Raw genomic sequence first — 21,052 nt, forward strand, 5'->3', positions numbered from 1 at the left:
TAGGCGACCCGCAGCCGCGCGTCACCGGGATGGATGGCGATGTCGAGATGGCTTTTGCCGACATCGATTCCGGCACAGATCATGCTATTATCGGTCATCTTCGTCGTCCCTGTCTTGGATACGAACCCCAAGGTTCCTGCAACCACACGGGCCTGATGAAGAGCCGGTTGCGATCCTGCTCCCCACAGCCCCGAATGGCTGAGAAGGTGACGATCCGACAACCAGCTGCCGGGCGGGTGGCCACCCGCCCGGCAGAAACAACTATCTCATATTTTGATCATCCAAGAAGGTGCCCGAAGGGCGGATGAGGGGGCTGCGCGGTACAAGGTTCACGAGACGCGTGACCGCACCAAAGAAAGATGTAGCAGAGGAAGAGGGCAGCCTGGCGCCGCCCCCGGTCGTTTATCTTCAGGCGTTGAGCGCAACCGCGATCTCGCCGGCAAGCCGCGCGTTGTTTTCCACCAGTGCGATATTGGTCTTCAGGCTCTGGCCATCGGTCAGGTCGAAGATGGTGCTCAGCAGATAGGGCGTGACCGCCTTGCCGGAGATCTCGTCGCGTTCGGCGCTGTCGAGCGCGCGCTGGATGTAGATTTCCATTTCTTCGGCCGGAATCTCGTCGGCCTCGGGCACCGGGTTGGCGATCAGCATGCCGCCGTCGATGCCGAGCTGTTCGCGCACCGTCTGGAAATTGGCGATGGCCGCCGGGCTGTTCAGCGTCAGCGGGCTGCGCAGGCCGGAAGAACGCGACCAGAAGGCCGGGAATTCTTCGCTCTCGTAGGTGACAACGGGAACGCCAGCAGTTTCCAGCACTTCCAGCGTCTTCGGCACGTCGAGGATCGCCTTGGCGCCGGCGCAGACGACGATGACGCCGGTGCGGGCGAGTTCTTCGAGGTCGGCGGAGATGTCGAAGCTCTCTTCCGCACCGCGATGCACGCCGCCGATGCCGCCGGTGGCGAAGACCTTGATGCCGGCGCGTTCGGCGGCGATCATCGTGGCGGCGACCGTGGTGGCGCCATGGCGGCGCTCGGCGATGGCGAAGGCGAGGTCGGCGCGCGAGACTTTCAGCACATCCTTGGCCTTGGCCAGCTGCTCGAGCTCTTCGGCTTCAAGGCCGATGTGGAGCGTGCCGTGGATGACGGCGATGGTTGCGGGGACGGCACCCTGCTCACGGATGATCGATTCGACACTGCGGGCCATCTCGATATTCCCGGGGTAGGGCATGCCGTGGGTGATGATCGTCGATTCGAGCGCCACGATCGGCGCGCCACGCTGCTTGGCGCTCGCCACTTCCTTGGAATAGGTGATCGGCAGCTTGGAGGAGAGAGTGTTCGTCATCGGATCTTCCATTTCGTCTGATTGGGTTTCAATGCAGAATTCTCGCCGGCGGGACAAGAGCCAGAGCCTGTTTCAGCAGATCGGCGGAAAGATTTTCGTTGACCGCATTGGGCGACTGGACCGTCAGCGCTGCCGCAGCGGCCCCCTCGCGGATGGCCTCGCTCATCGGTAGTCCGCGCAAAAGTGCTCCGATAACGCCCGAGGCGAGAGAATCGCCCGCACCGGTCACGTCGGACACATGCTCGACATTGGCCGGCTGCAGCGCCGCCACGTGGCCGGCGGAAAAGGCGATCAGCTCGCGCTGTCCCCGGGTGACGACACCGCCCCTGAGACCGATATCGCCGAGCAGTGACGGCCAGTGGACGGGGTTTTCGGGCCGCTCGCCGGTCAGCGCGGTGGCCTCGGCTTCGTTCAGGAAGAGATAGTCGATGCCATCAATGCAGGCCTTCAGCTTCACAGCCTTTGCCGGCGAGATGGCGATCGCCGCGACCGGCTTGCCGAGCGTCTTGGCGCGAGCGGTGATCGAGACCAGCGTCTCCTCCGGCAGGTTGGCATCGAAGAGGATCATGTCGGTCGCCGAAAACGCGTCGCGCACCGAGCGGATCGACAGGCGGCGCGGCACGAACATGCGGTAGAGATCCATGTCGGCCAGCGCGATCACCAGATTGCCGTCGCGCTCGATGATGGCGGTATAGCTCGGCGTCTTGCGGTCGAGGAAGATGAAGGGGCGGTCGTTGACGCCGGCGAGATCGGCGGCTTCGCTCACCATCTCTCCAGTCGGGTCGCCGCCGCGTGGCGAGATCATGGTGACGTCGAAGCCGAGGCGGGCGAGGTTGCGGGCCGCGTTGAAGCCGCCGCCGCCGGCCTCCTCGAACCAGGAGCCGGGGTTACTGGCGCCATCTGCCGTCGCGCCCGATATGCGGCCGCGGCGATCGACATGGGCGCCGCCAAGCACGAGAATCTTCTTGCTCATCTCATCGCTCCGAAATGCCGTCATGTGCGAATCGTGCGGCCTCCGGAAGCGCGGTCAGCCGCCGTCCAGGTGCTGTAAGCTCTTGCTTTGCATGGATAAAACAAATGTAGAACACAGGCCGTTTTACCTCTTTCTTTCAATGCTTTGAACGGCACTTGCGTAATGAGAACAAATGCGGTACAAAATCGACATCGGCGGCGACATTGCTTGAGCGGCTTCAATAACCTAAAGGTGGATCGAATGTCACAGAATACATTGCGGCTTGTAGAGGACAAATCGGTGGACAAAAGCAAGGCACTTGAAGCGGCACTCTCACAGATCGAGCGGTCGTTCGGCAAGGGCTCTATCATGAAGCTCGGCTCGAACGAGGGCGTGGTCGAGATCGAGACCGTTTCGACGGGCTCTCTCGGACTGGATATCGCACTCGGGATCGGCGGTCTTCCGAAGGGACGTATCATCGAGGTTTACGGGCCGGAAAGCTCGGGTAAGACGACACTGGCGCTGCAGACGATCGCGGAAGCCCAGAAGAAGGGCGGCATCTGCGCCTTCGTCGACGCTGAACACGCGCTCGATCCCGTCTATGCCCGCAAGCTGGGCGTCGATCTGCACAACCTCCTGATCTCGCAGCCGGATACGGGCGAGCAGGCACTCGAAATCACCGACACGCTGGTGCGCTCCGGCGCCGTCGACGTGCTGGTCGTCGACTCGGTCGCGGCACTGACGCCGCGGGCCGAAATCGAAGGCGAAATGGGCGACAGCCTTCCTGGTCTGCAGGCGCGACTGATGAGCCAGGCGCTGCGCAAGCTGACGGCCTCGATCTCGAAGTCGAAGACCATGGTCATCTTCATCAACCAGATCCGCATGAAGATCGGCGTCATGTTCGGTTCGCCGGAAACGACGACGGGTGGTAACGCGCTGAAGTTCTACGCCTCGGTTCGCCTCGACATCCGCCGCATCGGCGCCGTCAAGGAGCGCGAAGAGGTGATCGGCAACCAGACGCGCGTCAAGGTCGTCAAGAACAAGATGGCGCCTCCCTTCAAGCAGGTCGAATTCGACATCATGTATGGCGAAGGCGTGTCGAAGACCGGCGAGCTGGTCGACCTCGGCGTCAAGGCCGGGATCGTCGAGAAGTCGGGGGCCTGGTTCTCCTATAACAGCCAGCGTCTCGGCCAGGGCCGCGAGAACGCCAAGACGTTCCTGCGCGACAATCCCGAGCTGATGCGCGAGATCGAAACCTCGATCCGCCAGAACGCCGGCCTGATCGCCGATCAGCTGCAGAATGGCGGTCCCGACGCCAACGATTCCGACGGCGAATAAGCCTCGATCCACGACTGAATAGTTCAAAGCCGGCTGCATTCCTTGATCAGAATGCAGCCGGTTTTGTTTGTCTGCTGGACAGTGGTTAACGTCAGCGATAAAAGCCACTGAATTTTTAAGATTTGACCTGCCTTGGGCAGCACTGAAGGGCATAGCATGAGCGGTGTGAACGAAATCCGGTCGACCTTCCTCGACTACTTCAAGAAGAACGGCCACGAGATCGTTTCATCGAGCCCGCTGGTGCCGCGCAACGACCCGACGCTGATGTTCACGAACGCCGGCATGGTGCAGTTCAAGAACGTTTTCACCGGTCTCGAGCAGCGCCCCTACAAGACGGCGTCGACCGCGCAGAAGTGCGTGCGCGCCGGCGGCAAGCACAACGACCTCGACAATGTCGGCTATACCGCGCGCCACCATACCTTCTTCGAAATGCTCGGCAATTTCTCCTTCGGCGACTACTTCAAGGAGCAGGCGATCGAGCATGCCTGGACGCTGATCACCAAGGAATTCGGCATCGACGCCAAGCGCCTTTTGGTCACCGTCTATCACACCGACGACGAGGCCTTTAATCTCTGGAAGAAGATCGCCGGCCTCTCCGACGACAAGATCATCCGCATCCCGACCAGCGACAATTTCTGGGCGATGGGTGACACCGGCCCCTGCGGTCCCTGTTCCGAGATATTCTACGATCACGGCGATCACATCTGGGGCGGCCCTCCCGGCTCGCCGGAAGAAGACGGTGATCGCTTCATCGAGATCTGGAACCTCGTTTTCATGCAGTACGAGCAGATCACCAAGGAAGAGCGCGTCGACCTGCCGCGTCCGTCGATCGACACCGGCATGGGTCTCGAGCGTATCGCAGCCCTGTTGCAGGGCAAGCACGACAATTACGACATCGACCTGTTCCGCGCGCTGATCTCGGCATCCGAGGAAGCAACCGGCGTCAAGGCCGAGGGTGAGCAGCGCGCCAGCCATCGCGTCATCGCCGATCACCTGCGCTCGTCCGCCTTCCTGATCGCGGACGGCGTTCTGCCATCCGCCGAAGGCCGAGGCTATGTTCTTCGCCGCATCATGCGCCGCGCCATGCGCCATGCCGAACTGCTCGGCGCCCGCGAGCCGCTGATGTGGAAGCTGCTCCCGGCCCTGATCCAGCAGATGGGCCGCGCCTATCCGGAACTGGTGCGCGCGGAAGCCTTGATCACCGAGACGCTGAAGCTCGAAGAGACCAAGTTCCGCACGACGCTGAAGCGCGGCCTGTCGCTTCTGTCGGATGCCACGACGACGCTCGGCAAGGGCGACATGCTCGACGGCGAGACCGCCTTCAAGCTCTACGACACCTACGGCTTCCCGCTCGACCTGACGCAGGACGCGCTGCGTGCCCGCGAAATCAACGTCGATCTCGCCGGCTTCACCGACGCCATGGAGCGCCAGAAGGCCGAGGCACGCTCGCATTGGGCAGGCTCCGGCGACAAGGCGACCGAGACGATCTGGTTCGAGCTGCGCGACAAGCACGGCGCCACCGAATTCCTCGGCTACGACACCGAGACCGCCGAAGGCGTGGTCCAGGCGATCGTCAAGGACGGTGCCTCTGTCGGCGAAGCTGCCAAGGGCGACAAGGTGCAGATCGTCGTCAACCAGACGCCGTTCTACGGTGAATCCGGTGGCCAGATGGGCGATGCGGGCGTCATTTCGTCCGATAACGCCAAGATCGAAATATCAGATACGCAAAAGCGCGGCGAGGGCCTGTTCGTGCACACGGGCACCGTCGTGGACGGCTCGGTCAAGGCCGGCGATGCCGTGGCATTGACGGTCGATCACGCCCGCCGTTCGCATATCCGCGCCAACCACTCGGCGACCCACCTGCTGCATGAGGCGCTGCGCGAGGTGCTCGGCACCCATGTCGCCCAGAAGGGCTCGCTGGTCACGCCGGATCGCCTGCGCTTCGACGTCTCGCATCCGAAGCCGATGACGGCGGAAGAGCTCAAGGTGGTCGAGGATATGGCCAACGAGATCATTCTGCAGAATTCGCCGGTCACGACCCGCCTGATGAGCGTCGACGACGCCCGCGCCGAGGGCGCGATGGCGCTGTTCGGCGAAAAATACGGCGACGAGGTTCGCGTCGTCTCCATGGGCCAGGGGCTGCATGGGGCGAAGACGGGCAAGCCTTACTCGATCGAACTTTGCGGCGGCACGCATGTGTCCGCGACCGGTGACATCGGTCTCGTGCGCATTCTCGGCGACAGCGCTGTCAGCTCCGGCGTTCGCCGTCTGGAAGCCGTCACCGGCGAAGCGGCCCGCGCCTATCTCGCCGAGCAGGACGAGCGCGTGAAGGCGCTTGCGACTTCGCTCAAGGTACAGCCGGCCGACGTGCTGACGCGCGTCGAGGCGCTGATGGACGAGCGCCGCAAGCTTGAGAAGGAACTGGCGGACGCCAAGCGCAAGCTCGCCATGGGTGGCGGGCAGGGTGCCTCGGAAGAGGCCGTGCGTGACATCGCCGGCGTCAAGTTCCTCGGCAAGGCCATTTCCGGTGTCGATCCGAAGGATCTCAAGGGTCTCGCCGACGACGGCAAGGCCAGCCTCGGCTCCGGCGTCGTGACGCTGATCGGCGTCTCCGAAGACGGCAAGGCCAGCGCCGTGGTCGCGGTCACTGCTGATCTCGTCGGCCGCTTCAGCGCCGTCGATCTGGTCCGCATCGCCTCTGCCGCTCTCGGCGGCAAGGGTGGTGGCGGCCGTCCCGACATGGCGCAGGCCGGCGGTCCGGATGGATCGAAGGCTGACGAGGCGCTCGAGGCCGTGGCGGCTGCGCTGGCCGGCTGAACGGCCGGTTCTTGATTGAATTGCGAAAGGCGGGTGCTTCGAGTGCCCGCCTTTTTCTTTTGCGCCGGCAATTCAGCAGGATTTGTCAAATCGCGTTATGTTTGTCTGCAGCCGGTCAACTGGCATGAGGTTTCGACATGAACGGCACCACGGCATGGGCACTATACGAAAGCCGCCTGAGGCGGGTTTCGGCCTATATCCATGATCATCTCGACGAAGAGCTGGATATGGACAAGCTCGCCGAGATCGCCTGCATGTCGAGCTATCACTGGCACCGGATCTATCGCGCGGTTCATGGAGAGACGCTGGCGGCGACCGTCAAGCGGCTGCGATTGCATCGAGCGGCGGGCGATATCGTCCGTTCGGATCTCGGTATCGGGGAGATTGCCAGGCGATCCGGCTATCCCAACCTCCAGTCTTTCAACCGCATTTTCAAATCGGTCTACGGCATGCCGCCGGCCCGTTATCGGAAAGAGGGAAGCCACACGGAGTTCCAACCCTCACCTAACGGAAGGACCAAAGCCATGTTCAACGTTACCTTACGGAAGATCGAGCCGATCGCGCTTGTCGGCGTGCGCCATAAGGGCTCCTATATGCAGATCAGCAAGGCGTTCGAGGTTCTCTTCGGCACGCTCCACGCGCGCGGGCTGGCAAAGCCCGATATGCGGATGATCGGCGTCTATTTCGACGATCCCGATCTCGTGCCGGCCGATGAGCTTCGCTCCATCGCCTGCGTCTCGGTCGAAGGCGAGATGGCGGTCGAAGCACCGCTCGAGCCCATCACGCTCGACGGCGGGGAGTATGCGGTGCTCAGCCACAAGGGGCCCTATGCCGATATGCACAAGGCCTATCAGTGGCTGTTTTCCGAATGGCTGCCGACCTCGGGCCGGCAGTTGCGCGACGGGCTGATGTTCGAGGACTATCTCAACAATCCGCGCGACGTGCCGCCGACGGAGTTGGTCACCGAGATCTACATGCCGCTCATCTGAGCCTGATCAGGCGCTTTTCTGCAGCGCCTTGGTGGCTTCGTCGTCGATCGCGTTCGCCCGCTTGTAGGCGGCGCGGTCGGTGACGCGGGCGACGTAATCGGCAAAGGCCTGGCGCTTCTCGAAGGTGCCGAAGCCGAGGCCCCAGCCGACATGGGAGCCGACATAGACGTCGGCGGCTGTAAACCGGTTGCCGGCGATATAGGGCGAGGCGCTGACGGCCTTTTCGAGCGTGTCCATCACGTCGGCATAGCTGCCATAGCCCGCCATCCGGCTCTTGTCGGCAGGCGTGTGGAAGCCGAGGGCGCGGTTGGTGGTGGCTGCTTCCAGCGGTCCGGCGGCGAAGAACATCCAGCGATAATAACTGCCGCGCTCTTCGGCTGTCGGCGCAAGGCCTGCTTCCGGAAAGGCTTCGGCCAGATAGGCGCAGATGGCGGCGCATTCGGTGACGACAGTCTTGCCGTGGCGGATCGCCGGCACCTTGCCCATCGGGTTGATGGCAAGATAATCCGGCGCCTTCATGCTGCTTTCGAAGCCGAGGATCTCGGTCGTGTAGGGGGCGCCGGTTTCCTCCAACATCCAGCGGGCGATCCGTCCGCGCGACATCGGGTTGGTGTAGAAGATCAGTTCGTCGGCCATGGTGTTCTCCTCGTTTCGCTTGATAACTGGCGCGGGTCAGCGGCGAGGCAACGTCTATGGCATGGCGATGTCAGATTTTGGCAGTAGCGGCGCCGGTCAGAGCGCCTTGCGATACTGGATGAAACCGGAGCGCTCGGCGATCCGGTCGTAAAGCTTGCGGGCCGTGGCGTTGGTCTCGTGGGTCATCCAGTAGAGCCGGCCGGCGCCATGCTCGCGCGCAAGATCGGCGACGGCCTCGATCAATGCCGCGCCGGTTCCGAGCCCCCGCTGGCTGTCGTCGACATAGAGATCCTGCAGGTAGCAGGTCCATTTGGGAAGCCAGGTGGAGCGGTGAAAGATCGCGTGCACGATGCCAACCAGCCTGCTGTCTTCATCGAAGGCGCCGAGTGCGTGCATCGGCTCCGCGGGATCATGGAAGCGGCCCCAGGTCAGGTCCGTCGTCTCCTCGTGGATCGCGACTTCGTAGAAGCGCTGATAGCCTGCCCATAGCGGCTCCCAGGCGCTGCGGTCCGATGCCTTTAGCGGGCGGATGGTCGTGGTCATCTTGTTATTCCCCTCCTGATGTCCCTGAAACGAAAACGGCGGGGAAAACCCCGCCGCATCGTTCGCATATTCCAGATGGCTTATGCCATGGCCTTCTGCAGGTTTTCGTCGATCTTGTCGAGGAAAGCCGTGGTCGAGAGCCAAGGCTGATCCGGGCCGATCAGCAGCGCCAGATCCTTGGTCATGAAGCCGGCTTCAACCGTGTCGACGCAGACCTTTTCGAGTGTGGCCGCGAACTTCGCCAGTTCGGCGTTGTCGTCGAGCTTGGCGCGGTGCGCGAGGCCACGGGTCCAGGCGAAGATCGAAGCGATCGAGTTCGTCGAGGTTTCCTGGCCCTTCTGGTGCTGGCGGTAGTGACGCGTCACTGTGCCGTGAGCGGCTTCGGCCTCGACGGTCTTGCCATCGGGGGTGAGGAGAACGGAGGTCATCAGGCCGAGCGAACCGAAGCCCTGGGCAACCGTGTCGGACTGAACGTCGCCGTCATAGTTCTTGCAGGCCCAGACGTAGCCGCCGGACCACTTCAGAGCGGATGCGACCATGTCGTCGATCAGGCGGTGCTCGTAGGTGATGCCGATTTCCTTGAACTGATCCTGGAATTCAGCCTCGTAGACTTCCTGGAAGATGTCCTTGAAGCGGCCGTCATAGGCCTTGAGGATGGTGTTCTTGGTCGACAGATAAACCGGCCACTTGCGCATCAGGCCGTACATCATCGAGGCGCGGGCGAATTCGCGGATCGACTCATCGAGGTTATACATGGCCATGGCAACGCCGGCGCCAGGAGCGTCGAACACTTCCTTCTCAATGACCTGGCCGTCTTCACCGACGAACTTGATGGTCAGCTTGCCCTTGCCCGGGAACTTGAAATCGGTGGCGCGGTACTGGTCGCCGAAAGCGTGGCGGCCGACGACGATCGGCTTGGTCCAGCCGGGAACGAGGCGCGGCACGTTCTGGCAGATGATCGGCTCGCGGAAGATGACGCCGCCGAGGATGTTGCGGATCGTGCCGTTCGGGCTCTTCCACATCTGCTTGAGGTTGAATTCCTTGACGCGGTCTTCATCCGGCGTGATCGTCGCGCACTTGATGCCGACGCCGTGCTTCTTGATGGCGTTGGCGGCGTCGATGGTCACCTGGTCGTTGGTGGCGTCGCGGTTTTCGACGGAGAGGTCGAAATAGTCGATGTCGAGGTCGAGATACGGATGGATCAGCTTGTCCTTGATAAGCTGCCAGATGATGCGCGTCATTTCATCGCCGTCGAGATCGGCGACGGGGTTGGCGACCTTGATCTTCTTCATGTATCTGCCTCGTTAAGCTTTTGAGGGACATGCGTCCCTGGTGGGTGATATAAAATCCCGTGGGCTATAGCATTGTGCGCCCGGAGTGCAAAGCCGCAAGCAGGGCAGATTTGTGTGTTTTTGCGCCATTGCCAAGACACGGAAAATGGCTAGTCTCCGCGCAAAACCATTGCCTCGGACATTTGATCATGAAGACGATTTCACTTGCCTTTGCCGCCTTGCTCGGCCTCACCGCCACGGTATTCGCCGCTGACGCGACGGCGCCGGTCAAGGAGATCATGGAAGCCACGACCAAGAACTGGTCGGGCGCCGACGAGGACTGGCAGGACATCTTCGACGAGAGCAGGCTGACGCGGATCTACAGCAAGGATTTCGTCACCAAGTACCGCGCCGCGATGCAGAACCCGGCGGCCGACGAGGATGGGGTTTCGCCCTTCGACTACGATGTCATCGTCAACGGCGAGGATGCATGCCCGCTGCAGGACATGACCTATACGCCGAAGCCCGGCGAAAACGGCGCGACGGAAGTGGTGGTGACGTTCAAGAAGCAGACCTGCATGGACGGGATCGACGACAAGCAGGCGCTGACCACCGTGCGCTTCGAGGTGCTGGAAGAGGGCGGCAAGGCTGTCGTCGACGACGTGTTTACCGAAGGCGATCCGGGCCAGCCGGCGAACTCGCTGAAGAACACCATGGTGCAGATCGCCAAGGGACAATAACAAGCTCTCGCTCGGGACGCTTTGGACGGCAAGATTGATTTGCTTTTAAGAGCCTTGGCGATATGTGAGCGGTGAAACACCATTCCTCCGCTCCGGGGCCTGAACTCTTTGTTTTCCGGTTTTGATTTCCGAGATTGGCTGCTTGCCAACGATCCGGCTCTGTCGCGGCTGAGGATGGCTCTGCGCGTTACGCAGTCGGTGGCGCTCTCTTTCGGTCTTCTGCTGGTCATCCATTCGCTGCTGTTTCCGCTGCCGATTGCCTCCTATGGGCTTGGGATCGTGCTGGCGATCGAGGGCGGCGTCGCGGTGCGCGACAAGGGCGGCGGGCGGCAGCTGGTGACCCGGCTTCTCGGCTGCGCCGCCAGTCTGGTGGTCGTGGTCATAGCGGCCGGGCTGGAAGGACACCGGCTGATCTCCGATGCCGCCTTTCTTCTGATCATCTTTCTTGCGGCGTCCGCACGTGTTTTCGGGCCGCGCGGCCATGCGATCGGCATGTTCGCCTTCATGTCGTATTTCCTCGGCGCCTATTTCCAGCCGCCGCTTGCCGAGCTGCCTTTCGTGGCGATCGGCCCGATCGTCTCCTCGCTGATCGCGCATGCGGTGCGCTCCGTCGTGCTGCCCGACGACTGGCGGCGCGATCTCTTACGCTCGCTCGAGAGCGTGCAGGGGCGGATCAACCAGATCCTCTTCAAGATCGCGGCACTGGCGGCGGAGGGGCACGTTTCGGATGCCGACCGGCAGGAACTCAATCAGCTGGAGGAGCGGCTGAAAGACGTGGTGCTGATGGCGGAGAGCTTCATTCCGCGCCCTCCAAGCGGCGTGTTCGATCCCGGCACCGAGCCGGCGGGCGAGCTGGCGATCCGTCTCTTCGACGCGCATCTGGCCGCCGAAGGCGCGATCATGCTCTGCTCGCAATCGCTGCCGCCCTTCGAACTGGTGCATCGGATCATCGAGGGGCATTCGGTGCGTCCGCCGCATGAGGATGACGAGGGCCCCTCGGCAGAGGCTAGACGCGCTCTGATCAGGCTCGGCAATGCGCGGGCTGAGCTTGTCGAGACCATCGACGAGGGCAATCGCACGGGCTTTGCCGATATCGCCGCCGTGGCCGAGGCGCCGGTTCAAGCATCGCTTCCGGATTTCTCGTTGAGCAATCCACTCATGCGCTCGGCGCTGCAGATCACGGTCGCCGCGGCGATCGCCATGACGCTCGGTCTCGGTCTGTCGCGCGAGCGCTGGTTCTGGGCGGTGCTCGCGTCCTTCCTCGTCTTCACCAACACCAATTCGCGCGGCGATACGGCGATGAAGGCGCTGCAACGTTCGGTGGGGACGCTGTTCGGCATCGCCATCGGGCTTCTGCTTGCGACGCTGTTGAGCGGCCATCTGGCTCCAGCGCTCGCAATCACGAGCCTGTCCATTTTCCTCGCCTTCTACTTCCTGCAGACAAGTTATGCGACGATGACATTCTTCGTCTCGATCGCGCTTTGCCTCGTTTACGGGATGATCGGATCGCTGACGCTCGACCTGCTTCTGCTGCGTGTCGAGGAAACCGCACTCGGCGCGGCGGTCGGTACGCTGGTCGCCTTCGTCGTCTTTCCGGCGCGCACCCGCGGCGCACTCGATCTTGTGCTCGACAAGTGGTTCGCGGCGCTGGACGCCCTGCTGAAGGCCACCGCTGCCGGCGAACCGCGACACAGGCTGATTGGCCTCTCACAGACCTTGGACGCCGCCTACAAGGATCTGGCGACGACGGCGCGGCCGCTCGGCTCGTCATGGTCGGTTGTCACCAAGCCGGGACAGGTGCGGCAGACGCTGGCCGTCTTCCTCGCCGCCACCTATTGGGCGCGGATGATGGCGAAGAACCGGGAGGCTTCGATCACCAGCGACGACGCGCGCCAACTGATCGAAACCAGTCTCGCTCGCGTCACGTCTGCATCGGCGCGCCGCTCGGAGTGTTTCTTTGTCGATCGCAAGATCCCCATATCGAGCGCGCGCCACCATCCGCATGCCAGCAAGGGTTGGCGGCAGGGGCTTGAGATGATCGGCTTGACGCTCGAGCGGCTGTATCCGGACGCATAAGCCTTGCCGTTTCAGCCCGTCTTGGCTATTTCCGCGCCTAGCAAAAGGATTTTGACTTCATGGCAGGCACGAACAGCGAGCGTCTTCTTCTGACGGAAGGTCCCGTCATCATTCTGGTCGAACCGCAGATGGGCGAGAATATCGGGATGGTGGCGCGGGCCATGGCGAATTTCGGGCTCTCCGAACTGCGCCTCGTCAATCCGCGCGACGGATGGCCGAACGAGAAGGCGCAGGCTGCCGCGTCGAAGGCCGACCATGTGATCGAGGGCACGAAGGTGTTCGAGACGTTGGAAGAGGCCATCGCCGACCTCAACTTCGTCTATGCGACGACGGCGCGCGAGCGGGACGGCTTCAAGCCGGTGCGTTCGCCCGTGGTGGCGGCTCAGACGCTGCGTGCGCGGTTTACGGCGGGTGAGGGGACCGGCATCCTTTTCGGGCGCGAGCGCTGGGGCCTGTCGAACGAAGAGGTAGCGCTGGCCGACGAGATCGTGACCTTCCCCGTCAATCCCGCCTTCGCTTCGCTCAACATCGCGCAGGCCGTGCTCCTGATGTCCTACGAGTGGATGAAATCGGGCATGGAGGATCTCGGCAGCGTTCCCTTCCAGGCGATGGAGCAGACGCCATCGACGAAGGAACAATTGCACGGGCTCTACGACCAGTTGGAAGAAGCGCTGGATTCGCGCAATTATTTCCATCCGCCCGCGAAAAAGCCGAAAATGATCGACAATCTCCGGGCAGTCCTTTCCCGCCGCGCCTTCACGGAGCAGGAAATCAGCGTGATGCGCGGCGTGATCTCCTCCCTCGACCGTTTCTCGCGGAAATATCCGCGCGGAAGCCGGGCGCCCGCAGACGTCAAGGAACATCAGGAAGATGACAGCAGCGACGCATGAGCTGAAACCCGTCCTGGTCTTCGATTCAGGCATAGGCGGGCTGACGGTGCTGCGCGAGGCGCGCGTGCTGATGCCAGAGCGCGGCTTCATCTATGTCGCCGACGATGCCGGCTTTCCCTATGGCGGCTGGGAAGAGCAGGCGCTGAGGGAGCGGATCATCGATCTCTTCGCGAAGCTGCTTCGCGAGCATGACCCAGAAGTCTGCATCATCGCCTGCAACACGGCCTTCACGCTTGCCGGCGCCGATCTGCGCGCCGCATTCCCCGGCATGACCTTCGTCGGCACCGTGCCGGCGATCAAGCCGGCGGCGGAGCGGACGCGCTCGGGCCTCGTTTCGGTGCTGGCGACACCCGGAACCGTCAAGCGCGCCTATACCCGCGATCTCATCCAGTCCTTCGCGCAGCAGTGCCATGTTCGCCTCGTCGGCTCGGAAAATCTCGCCCGCATGGCGGAGGCCTATATCCGCGGCGATACGCTCTCCGACGAGGCGGTCATGGACGAAATCGCCCAGTGCTTCGTCGAGAAAGACGGCAGGAAGACGGATATCGTCGTGCTTGCCTGCACGCACTATCCGTTCATGGCCAACATCTTCCGGAGACTGGCGCCGTGGCCGGTCGACTGGCTCGATCCGGCCGAGGCGATTGCCCGGCGGGCGCGCAGCCTCGTTCCCGAAGTGGCCGATGCCGTGCATCCCGACAATTTCGACTTCGCGGTCTTCACGTCGGGCAATCCGGATTTTTCGACGAAACGGCTGATGCAGGGATTTGGTCTCACCGTCCGGTGACATCGTTCCATTGTGGCGATCTTTCGCGCCGTGGGCGCTTTCCTTCGCGATGCCGATATCGCAAGCTCTGAGATGGAGAATCGTTCGCGGGCTTCGGCTCCCTGACGCGAACAGGGGAATGTCTTATGTCGTTTCAAAGACTTGTGATGCTGATCTTCTTTCTGCAGCCGATCGCCTTCGGCAGCTGGCTGCCGCGCATTCCCGATGTGCAGGCAAAGCTCGGCATGGGGCCGGCCGATCTCGCCATCGCGCTGCTCGGGCTGCCGATCGGCACGCTGATGACCTTGCCCTTCGCCGGCCGGCTGGTTGCGAAAATCGGCGGGCGCGCGACGATCATCTATGGTTTCGTCGCCTTTCTCGCGGTCGTGTCCCTGCCGGCCTTCGCCGACAATATCACGACGCTGTTCTTCGCGTTGATGATCCTCGGCGTCACACTTTCGACGCTTGAGCTTGGGCTCAACGTCGAGGCCGACCGGGCGGAGAAGACGACCGGCCTCATGATCATGAGCCGCTGCCATGGCTTCTGGAGCCTCGGCATCATGGCGGGCAGCCTGCTTGGCGTGGGGGCGGCAGCGCTGCATCTGCCGGCGAATTGGTCGATCGCCCTGATCGCGCTGCTGGTGCTGCCGATCGCGCTCCTCGTCAGCGTACGGCTGCCGCTCGGGCCTGATCCAGCATCCGAGGCGTCGCATGCGCAAAGCGCGCCGTTCAAGCTGCCGAGCGCGGCCCTTCTCGGCATCTGCGCCTTCACCTTCGGCATCACCATGACCGAGGGTGCGATCGCCGACTGGTCGGCGGTCTATCTGCGCGACGTGCTGTTTGCAACCGGCGCACTGACTGGTCTCGGCTACTCCGTCTTCGCCTGCCTCGTGGCAACAGGGCGCTTCGGCGGCGATTACATGAAGAGCCGCTTCGGCGCCGTTGCCATCGCGCGGGTCTGCGGCTGCGCGTCGCTTGCCGGCATGGTGATCGTGCTGCTCGCTCCGAACACGGCGGTGGCGTTGATCGGTTTCGCGGCGATCGGCGTCGGCGTCTCCGTCGGTTTCCCGCTGGCGGTGACGGCATCGGCCAGCCTGACGGACCGACCGGCGGCCGCAAGCGTCGCCATCCTCACCTTTATCGCGCTCAGCGGCTTCCTCGTCGGCCCTCCGGCGATCGGTTTCGTCGCCGAGGCCTTCGGGCTGCGTGTCGGGCTGGGCATCCTGCTCATTCCGCTTGCCATCAGCCTGCTCTTCACCCGCATGCTGATCCCGCGTGCCGAGAGCCATGCAAGCGCGGTCGTGGCGGACAAGGCGGCCTGATTCGAAAAGACGCGATTGCTTGTGGGTTTTGTTCGGTAGGCCGAGCATTCCGCCGCGAATCTGCTAAAGAGTGGCGTTGATTTCAGAAGGGGAACGGGACTTGCAGGTTGGTATCGATATGGGATCGGCGTCGGGAGGCAATCCGGCCACGCTCGATATCGAGGAGCTTCTGGCGACCCGTCTCCTTGTTCAGGGCAATTCCGGCTCCGGCAAGTCGCACCTTTTGCGGCGCCTGCTCGAGCAATCCGCGCCATGGGTGCAGCAGGTCATCATCGACCCTGAGGGCGATTTCGTCACGCTGAGCGACAAGTTCGGTCATGTGGTCGTCGATGGCGAGCGCACCGAGGCGGAGCTCGCCGGTATCGCCAACCGTATTCGCCAGCACCGCGTCTCCTGCGTGCTTACGCTCGAAGGGCTCGAGATCGAGCAGCAGATGCGCGCCGCCGCCGCCTTCCTCAACGGCATGTTCGATGCAGACCGCGAGTTCTGGTATCCCGTTCTTGTCGTCGTCGACGAAGCGCAGATGTTTGCGCCGTCGGTGGCCGGCGAAGTCTCGGACGATGCGCGCAAGATGTCGCTCGGCGCGATGACCAACCTGATGTGCCGTGGCCGTAAGCGCGGTCTGGCCGGCGTCATCGCCACGCAGCGTCTGGCGAAGCTCGCCAAGAACGTCGCCGCCGAAGCCTCCAACTTCTTGATGGGCCGCACCTTCCTCGATATCGACATGGCGCGCGCCGCCGACCTGCTCGGCATGGACCGCCGCCAGGCTGAAATGTTCCGCGACCTGAAGCGCGGTAATTTCGTTGCTCTCGGTCCGGCTCTGTCGCGCCGGCCGCTGCCGATCCAGATCGGCAATGTCGAGACCTCGGCGCGTTCGTCGAGCCCGAAGCTGATGCCGCTGCCGGACTCTCCACAGGATGTCGAAGACCTGATTTTCACGCCGGATCCGGAAGAGTTCCAGCGGCCGATCGTGCGCCGCGCAGCACCGGCACCGCGCCCGACCACGGATATCCTGGCTGAGCTTTCACGCTCCGCGCCAGCCGCCACTGCGCCGCAGCCTGCCGAAGGCCGCGCCAGCCAGCCGGAGATGTCGGCGGAAGACCGTGAGGAGCGCGTCTCTGCCGTGCTCAGCGAGATCCTCGACGATCCGGGTTCGGGCTTCCGCACGGATTCGGTGCTCTATCAGGAATTCCTCGTGCGCCTTCGCATGCGCCGCGTGCCGGGGTCGCCGATGTCGCTGCCGGAGTTCCGCCGCCGCGTCGCCGTATCGCGCTCGGGCGTCGATCCCGAGACCGCCGGAACGGAGGCCTGGGCGACGGCGCTGTCGCTGTCCTCAGGCGTGACCGATGATCTGCAGGGCGTCTTCCTGATGCTTGCCAAGGCGGCCGTTTGCGGCGAGCCTTGCCCGTCAGACGCCCGCATCGCGCGCGCCTATGGCACGCATTCTGCCCGTCGCGCGCGGCGTCTTCTCGGTTATTTCGAGGAGCAGGGGACGGTGGTCGTCCACACCGATTTCTCCGGCAAGCGCATCGTCGCCTTCCCTGACATCAACTGCCAGACGGCGCCTGGCGATGCCAATGCGCCCGATGTCGATGGTGTACGCTCGGCGGCCGAGTAATCCACAGGCACGCGTTATTCGCTGCTGGCGATCGGCGTGTTTTCCGCCTTTTCTCGTCTCCTGATGGCATTCGCACACGATAGGGTTGCTTTTGTCATATCGAGTTCATCTCATGGGGAGATAACGCCGACGTGCCCCTTGTGGGCATCAAGTTTGTCCCTTTTGCCCAGAGGAGATGTTGGCCATGTCGAATTCCACTCGTTCCCGTGCGATCACAGCATTTGCAGCAGCGCTGCTTGCCACCGTTGCCATTCAGCCTGTTCATGCCGCCGATGCGGCTGCGACCAAGCTCATGGAGCGCGGCGCCAGCGAGGACCTGAGCACGCCCGGCGGCGCACGCCGCATCTCCGGCGACATCACCGAAGCCTACCGCGCCGCGATCGTCGACGGCCGCCCGAAGAACGTCATCCTTCTGATCGGCGACGGCATGGGTGATTCCGAAATCACCATCGCGCGCAACTACGCCGTCGGCGCCGGCCAGTATTTCAAGGGCATCGACGCGCTGCCCGTCACCGGCCAGTACACTCATTATTCTCTCGACAAGAAAACCGGCAAGCCGACCTATGTGACCGACTCCGCCGCATCGGGCACCGCATGGGCGACGGGCGTGAAGAGCTATAACGGCGCGATCGGCGTCGATATCCGCGAAGAGGCGCACGAGACGCTGCTGGAGAAGGCCAAGGCCGCCGGTCTGGCAACGGGCAACGTTTCGACCGCCGAACTGCAGGACGCGACGCCTGCCGTGCAGATCGCTCATGTGACGCAGCGCAAGTGCTACGGTCCTGAAGCGACGACCGAGAAGTGCGCCAGCAATGCGCTCGAAAACGGTGGCAAGGGCTCGATCACCGAGCAACTGATCAACGCCCGCGCCGACGTGACGCTCGGCGGCGGCGCCAAGAGCTTCGGCGAGACGGCGAAGGCCGGCGAATGGAAGGGCAAGACGCTGCGCCAGCAGGCCGAAGAGCGCGGCTACAAGATCGTCACGAATGCCGACGAGCTTGCCGCCGTCAAGCAGGCCAATGACAGCGCACCCGTTCTCGGTCTCTTCGCCGAGGGCAACATGCCGATCCGCTGGCAGGGCCCGCAGGCGAGCCACTACGGCAATGTCGAGAAGGAGCCTGTCGTCTGCAAGCCGAACGAGAAGCGCACGGCCGCCACGCCGACGCTGGCGCAGATGACGTCGAAGGCGATCGAGCTTCTGAGCACCAACGAGAAGGGCTTCTTCCTGCAGGTTGAGGGCGCCTCGATCGACAAGCAGGACCATGCGGCCAACCCTTGCGGCCAGATCGGCGAGACCGTCGATCTCGATGAAGCCGTCCAGGAAGCGCTAAAGTTTGCGGAGCAGAAGGGCGATACGCTCGTCATCGTCACCGCCGACCACGCCCATGCCAGCCAGATCATCGACGCCAGCGCCAAGGCTCCGGGCCTGACGGAAGCGCTGATGACCAAGGACGGCGCCGTGATGGCGGTCAGCTACGGCAACTCGGACGAAGTTGACGACCAAGGCCACACCGGCTCGCAGCTGCGTATTGCCGCCTATGGTCCGCGCGCGGCCAACGTCAGCGGTTTGACCGACCAGACCGACCTGTTTTACACGATCAGCGACGCGCTCGGCCTGAAAGCCCAGAAGGCAGCGATGAAGTAAGCCCGCCGGGCATTCTTGGAAGTAAGCCGTTCCGGCTTCCTTGGAAGCAAGCCGTTCCGGCTTTCTCGGAAGCAATCCGTTCCGGCTTACTTGGGATCATACGGTTTTGCCGGTGTGGCCATGGATTGTGATTGACATTCCAGTGACTTCACCCTAAAGACCGCGCCAGCACGGGGCAGCAATGTCCCGTGTTTCATTTGACATGTCCCGTGGAGTTTCCAGTTCGCGTAACCGGAAAATCCTGTCGGGCCTCCCTCAAAGAGGCCAAAGGAGGGCGTGTTTCCTTCGAGCGGTTTGGAAACAGACCGCCGTAACATTCTGAAAGGAAATACGATGAGCAAGCGCGAATCGTCCAAGTACAAAATTGACCGCCGTATGGGCGAAAACATCTGGGGCCGTCCTAAGTCCCCGGTGAACCGCCGCGAATACGGCCCGGGCCAGCACGGCCAGCGCCGCAAGGGCAAGCTCTCGGACTTCGGTGTGCAGCTGCGCGCCAAGCAGAAGCTCAAGGGTTACTACGGTGACCTGCGCGAGAAGCAGTTCCGCGCGATCTTCGCCGAAGCAGCTCGCCGCAAGGGCGACACTTCTGAAAACCTCATCGGTCTGTTGGAATCCCGCCTGGATGCGATCGTTTATCGCGCCAAGTTCGTTCCGACCGTCTTCGCTGCCCGTCAGTTCGTCAACCACGGCCACGTGACCGTGAACGGCGTTCGCGTCAACATCGGTTCCTACCGTTGCAAGGCCGGCGACGTCATCGAAGTTCGTCAGAAGTCCAAGCAGCTGGTTTCGGTTCTCGAAGCTATCAGCCTGGCTGAACGCGACGTTCCTGAGTACATCGAAGTCGACCACAACAAGATGGTTGCTACCTTCGCTCGTGTACCGGCTCTCAGCGACGTACCGTACGCTGTTGTCATGGAACCGCACCTGGTGGTCGAATTCTATTCGCGTTAACGCATAACCCCGGCAATCGAATTTCGATTGCCGGAAAGGCTTATGCGTCTCTTAAAGAGCTACTGCGCTCTTCACGCGTCTCCGACGCGCGGCGCAGTAGGCGCGAGGCGTTTTCGCATACGGAAAAGCCGCCTCTCGGGGCGGCTTTTTTGTTATCTTGAGAGGGGTCGTGATGACGGATTTGCAGGCAATCCTCGACAGTATCTACACCGAACTCCAGCCGCGCATCAGCGAGGGCAAGGTCGCGGACTATATTCCTGAGCTTGCCAAGATCGATCCCGCCCAGTTCGGGCTTTCGGTCGTCACTGTCGATGGCAAGGTCTATAGCGTCGGCGATGCTGCCGTGCCGTTCTCGATCCAGAGTATCTCCAAGGTGTTCATGCTGACGCTCGCGCTCGGCAAGGTCGGCGAAGGGCTGTGGAAGCGGGTCGGGCGCGAGCCGTCAGGCAACTCCTTCAACTCGATCGTCCAGCTCGAGCAGGAAGCCGGCATTCCCCGCAATCCCTTCATCAATGCCGGCGCGATTGCCGTTGCCGACGTGGTGCTTGCCGGACACGAGCCGCGCGAGGCGATCGGCGAAGTCCTGCGCTTCGTGCGCTATTTGGCCGATGATGAAACCGTGACGATCGACGACAAGGTCGCCAAATCCGAGACTCAGACGGGCTACCGTAATTTCGCACTCGCCAATTTCATGCGCGCCTACAAGAACATCGATCATCCGGTCGAGCATGTGCTCGGCGTCTATTTCCACCAGTGCGCGCTGTCGATGACCTGCGAGCAGCTGGCCCGCGCCGGTCTCTTCCTCGCCGCCCGTGGTGCGAACCCGATGACCGGCCATTCGGTCGTCTCGCCCAAACGCGCGCGCCGCATCAATGCGCTGATGCTGACTTGCGGCCATTACGACGGATCTGGCGATTTCGCCTATCACGTCGGCCTGCCCGGCAAGAGCGGCGTCGGCGGCGGCATCTTCGCGGTGGCGCCGGGTATCGCCTCGATCGCGGTCTGGTCGCCGGGGCTGAACAAGGTCGGCAATTCGCAGCTCGGTGCCGTTGCGCTGGAAATGCTGGCGGCGCGCACGGGATGGTCGGTTTTCGGCGATTGATGCTGGGTTGTGGCGCGGCTTTCTGCTAGACGGGGTTTGGTTTCGACCTGGGGCCTGAACGGAT

The 21,052-nt window shown here is 62.8% G+C and carries 17 protein-coding genes; 12 read left to right on the forward strand and 5 right to left on the reverse strand.

Annotated elements, in window-relative coordinates:
* Positions 1-408 precede the first annotated feature (408 nt).
* Complete coding sequence (locus D460_RS0129275; RefSeq protein ID WP_026283681.1) at positions 409-1,335, reverse strand: pseudouridine-5'-phosphate glycosidase; 927 nt, start codon at positions 1,333-1,335, stop codon at positions 409-411.
* Positions 1,336-1,363: 28 nt separating this feature from the next.
* Positions 1,364-2,308 (reverse strand): carbohydrate kinase family protein, encoded by a 945-nt coding sequence (locus D460_RS0129280; protein ID WP_018902174.1) that lies wholly within the window; start codon positions 2,306-2,308, stop codon positions 1,364-1,366.
* A 240-nt stretch (positions 2,309-2,548) separates the two neighbouring features.
* Between D460_RS0129280 and recA the strand changes: the two genes are divergently transcribed.
* From recA to D460_RS0129295, 3 genes are all read left to right on the forward strand, one after another.
* Positions 2,549-3,625: a recombinase RecA gene (gene recA / locus D460_RS0129285; RefSeq protein WP_026283682.1), complete on the forward strand. Its 1,077-nt coding sequence runs from the start codon at positions 2,549-2,551 to the stop codon at positions 3,623-3,625.
* Positions 3,626-3,781: 156 nt separating this feature from the next.
* On the forward strand, positions 3,782-6,442 hold the full coding sequence (gene alaS / locus D460_RS0129290) for an alanine--tRNA ligase (protein WP_018902176.1): 2,661 nt from the start codon (positions 3,782-3,784) through the stop codon (positions 6,440-6,442).
* Between the two features lie 137 nt (positions 6,443-6,579).
* Positions 6,580-7,431, forward strand: coding sequence for an AraC family transcriptional regulator (locus D460_RS0129295; RefSeq protein WP_018902177.1), 852 nt, complete (start codon positions 6,580-6,582; stop codon positions 7,429-7,431).
* A gap of 6 nt (positions 7,432-7,437) precedes the next feature.
* On the opposite strand, the gene D460_RS0129300 is transcribed toward D460_RS0129295, so the two are convergent.
* From D460_RS0129300 to D460_RS0129310, 3 genes are all read right to left on the reverse strand, one after another.
* A complete protein-coding gene (locus tag D460_RS0129300; protein WP_018902178.1) occupies positions 7,438-8,067 on the reverse strand; it encodes a glutathione S-transferase family protein in 630 nt (209 codons plus the stop codon).
* A 96-nt stretch (positions 8,068-8,163) separates the two neighbouring features.
* A complete protein-coding gene (locus D460_RS0129305; protein ID WP_018902179.1) occupies positions 8,164-8,610 on the reverse strand; it encodes a GNAT family N-acetyltransferase in 447 nt (148 codons plus the stop codon).
* Between the two features lie 80 nt (positions 8,611-8,690).
* Positions 8,691-9,902 carry an NADP-dependent isocitrate dehydrogenase gene (locus D460_RS0129310; RefSeq protein ID WP_018902180.1) on the reverse strand — a complete coding sequence of 404 codons (1,212 nt, stop codon included), beginning with the start codon at positions 9,900-9,902 and terminating at the stop codon, positions 8,691-8,693.
* Positions 9,903-10,090: 188 nt separating this feature from the next.
* Between D460_RS0129310 and D460_RS0129315 the strand changes: the two genes are divergently transcribed.
* The 9 genes from D460_RS0129315 (at position 10,091) to D460_RS0129355 (ending at position 20,988) form a co-directional block, all read left to right on the forward strand.
* A complete protein-coding gene (locus D460_RS0129315) occupies positions 10,091-10,621 on the forward strand; it encodes a hypothetical protein (protein WP_018902181.1) in 531 nt (176 codons plus the stop codon).
* A gap of 108 nt (positions 10,622-10,729) precedes the next feature.
* Positions 10,730-12,697 carry an FUSC family protein gene (locus D460_RS0129320; RefSeq protein WP_018902182.1) on the forward strand — a complete coding sequence of 656 codons (1,968 nt, stop codon included), beginning with the start codon at positions 10,730-10,732 and terminating at the stop codon, positions 12,695-12,697.
* A 59-nt stretch (positions 12,698-12,756) separates the two neighbouring features.
* Positions 12,757-13,587: an RNA methyltransferase gene (locus D460_RS0129325; RefSeq protein ID WP_018902183.1), complete on the forward strand. Its 831-nt coding sequence runs from the start codon at positions 12,757-12,759 to the stop codon at positions 13,585-13,587.
* Entirely contained in the window at positions 13,568-14,371 is an 804-nt protein-coding gene (gene murI, locus D460_RS0129330) for a glutamate racemase (protein ID WP_018902184.1), read from the forward strand. Before D460_RS0129325 ends, murI begins: the two co-directional genes overlap by 20 nt.
* 125 nt (positions 14,372-14,496) lie before the next feature.
* The gene (locus tag D460_RS0129335; protein WP_018902185.1) at positions 14,497-15,672 is read left to right on the forward strand and encodes an MFS transporter; all 1,176 of its coding nucleotides are present in this window, start codon (positions 14,497-14,499) and stop codon (positions 15,670-15,672) included.
* Positions 15,673-15,772: 100 nt separating this feature from the next.
* On the forward strand, positions 15,773-17,290 hold the full coding sequence (locus D460_RS0129340; protein WP_018902186.1) for an ATP-binding protein: 1,518 nt from the start codon (positions 15,773-15,775) through the stop codon (positions 17,288-17,290).
* Positions 17,291-17,474: 184 nt separating this feature from the next.
* On the forward strand, positions 17,475-18,935 hold the full coding sequence (phoA, locus tag D460_RS0129345) for an alkaline phosphatase (protein ID WP_018902187.1): 1,461 nt from the start codon (positions 17,475-17,477) through the stop codon (positions 18,933-18,935).
* Between the two features lie 333 nt (positions 18,936-19,268).
* Positions 19,269-19,886, forward strand: a complete 618-nt coding sequence (rpsD, locus tag D460_RS0129350; RefSeq protein WP_018902188.1) for a 30S ribosomal protein S4 — start codon at positions 19,269-19,271, stop codon at positions 19,884-19,886.
* A gap of 172 nt (positions 19,887-20,058) precedes the next feature.
* On the forward strand, positions 20,059-20,988 hold the full coding sequence (locus tag D460_RS0129355; RefSeq protein ID WP_018902189.1) for a glutaminase: 930 nt from the start codon (positions 20,059-20,061) through the stop codon (positions 20,986-20,988).
* Positions 20,989-21,052 lie beyond the last annotated feature (64 nt).

The organism is Rhizobium sp. 2MFCol3.1 (genome assembly GCF_000377565.1).
GTDB lineage: Bacteria > Pseudomonadota > Alphaproteobacteria > Rhizobiales > Rhizobiaceae > Rhizobium.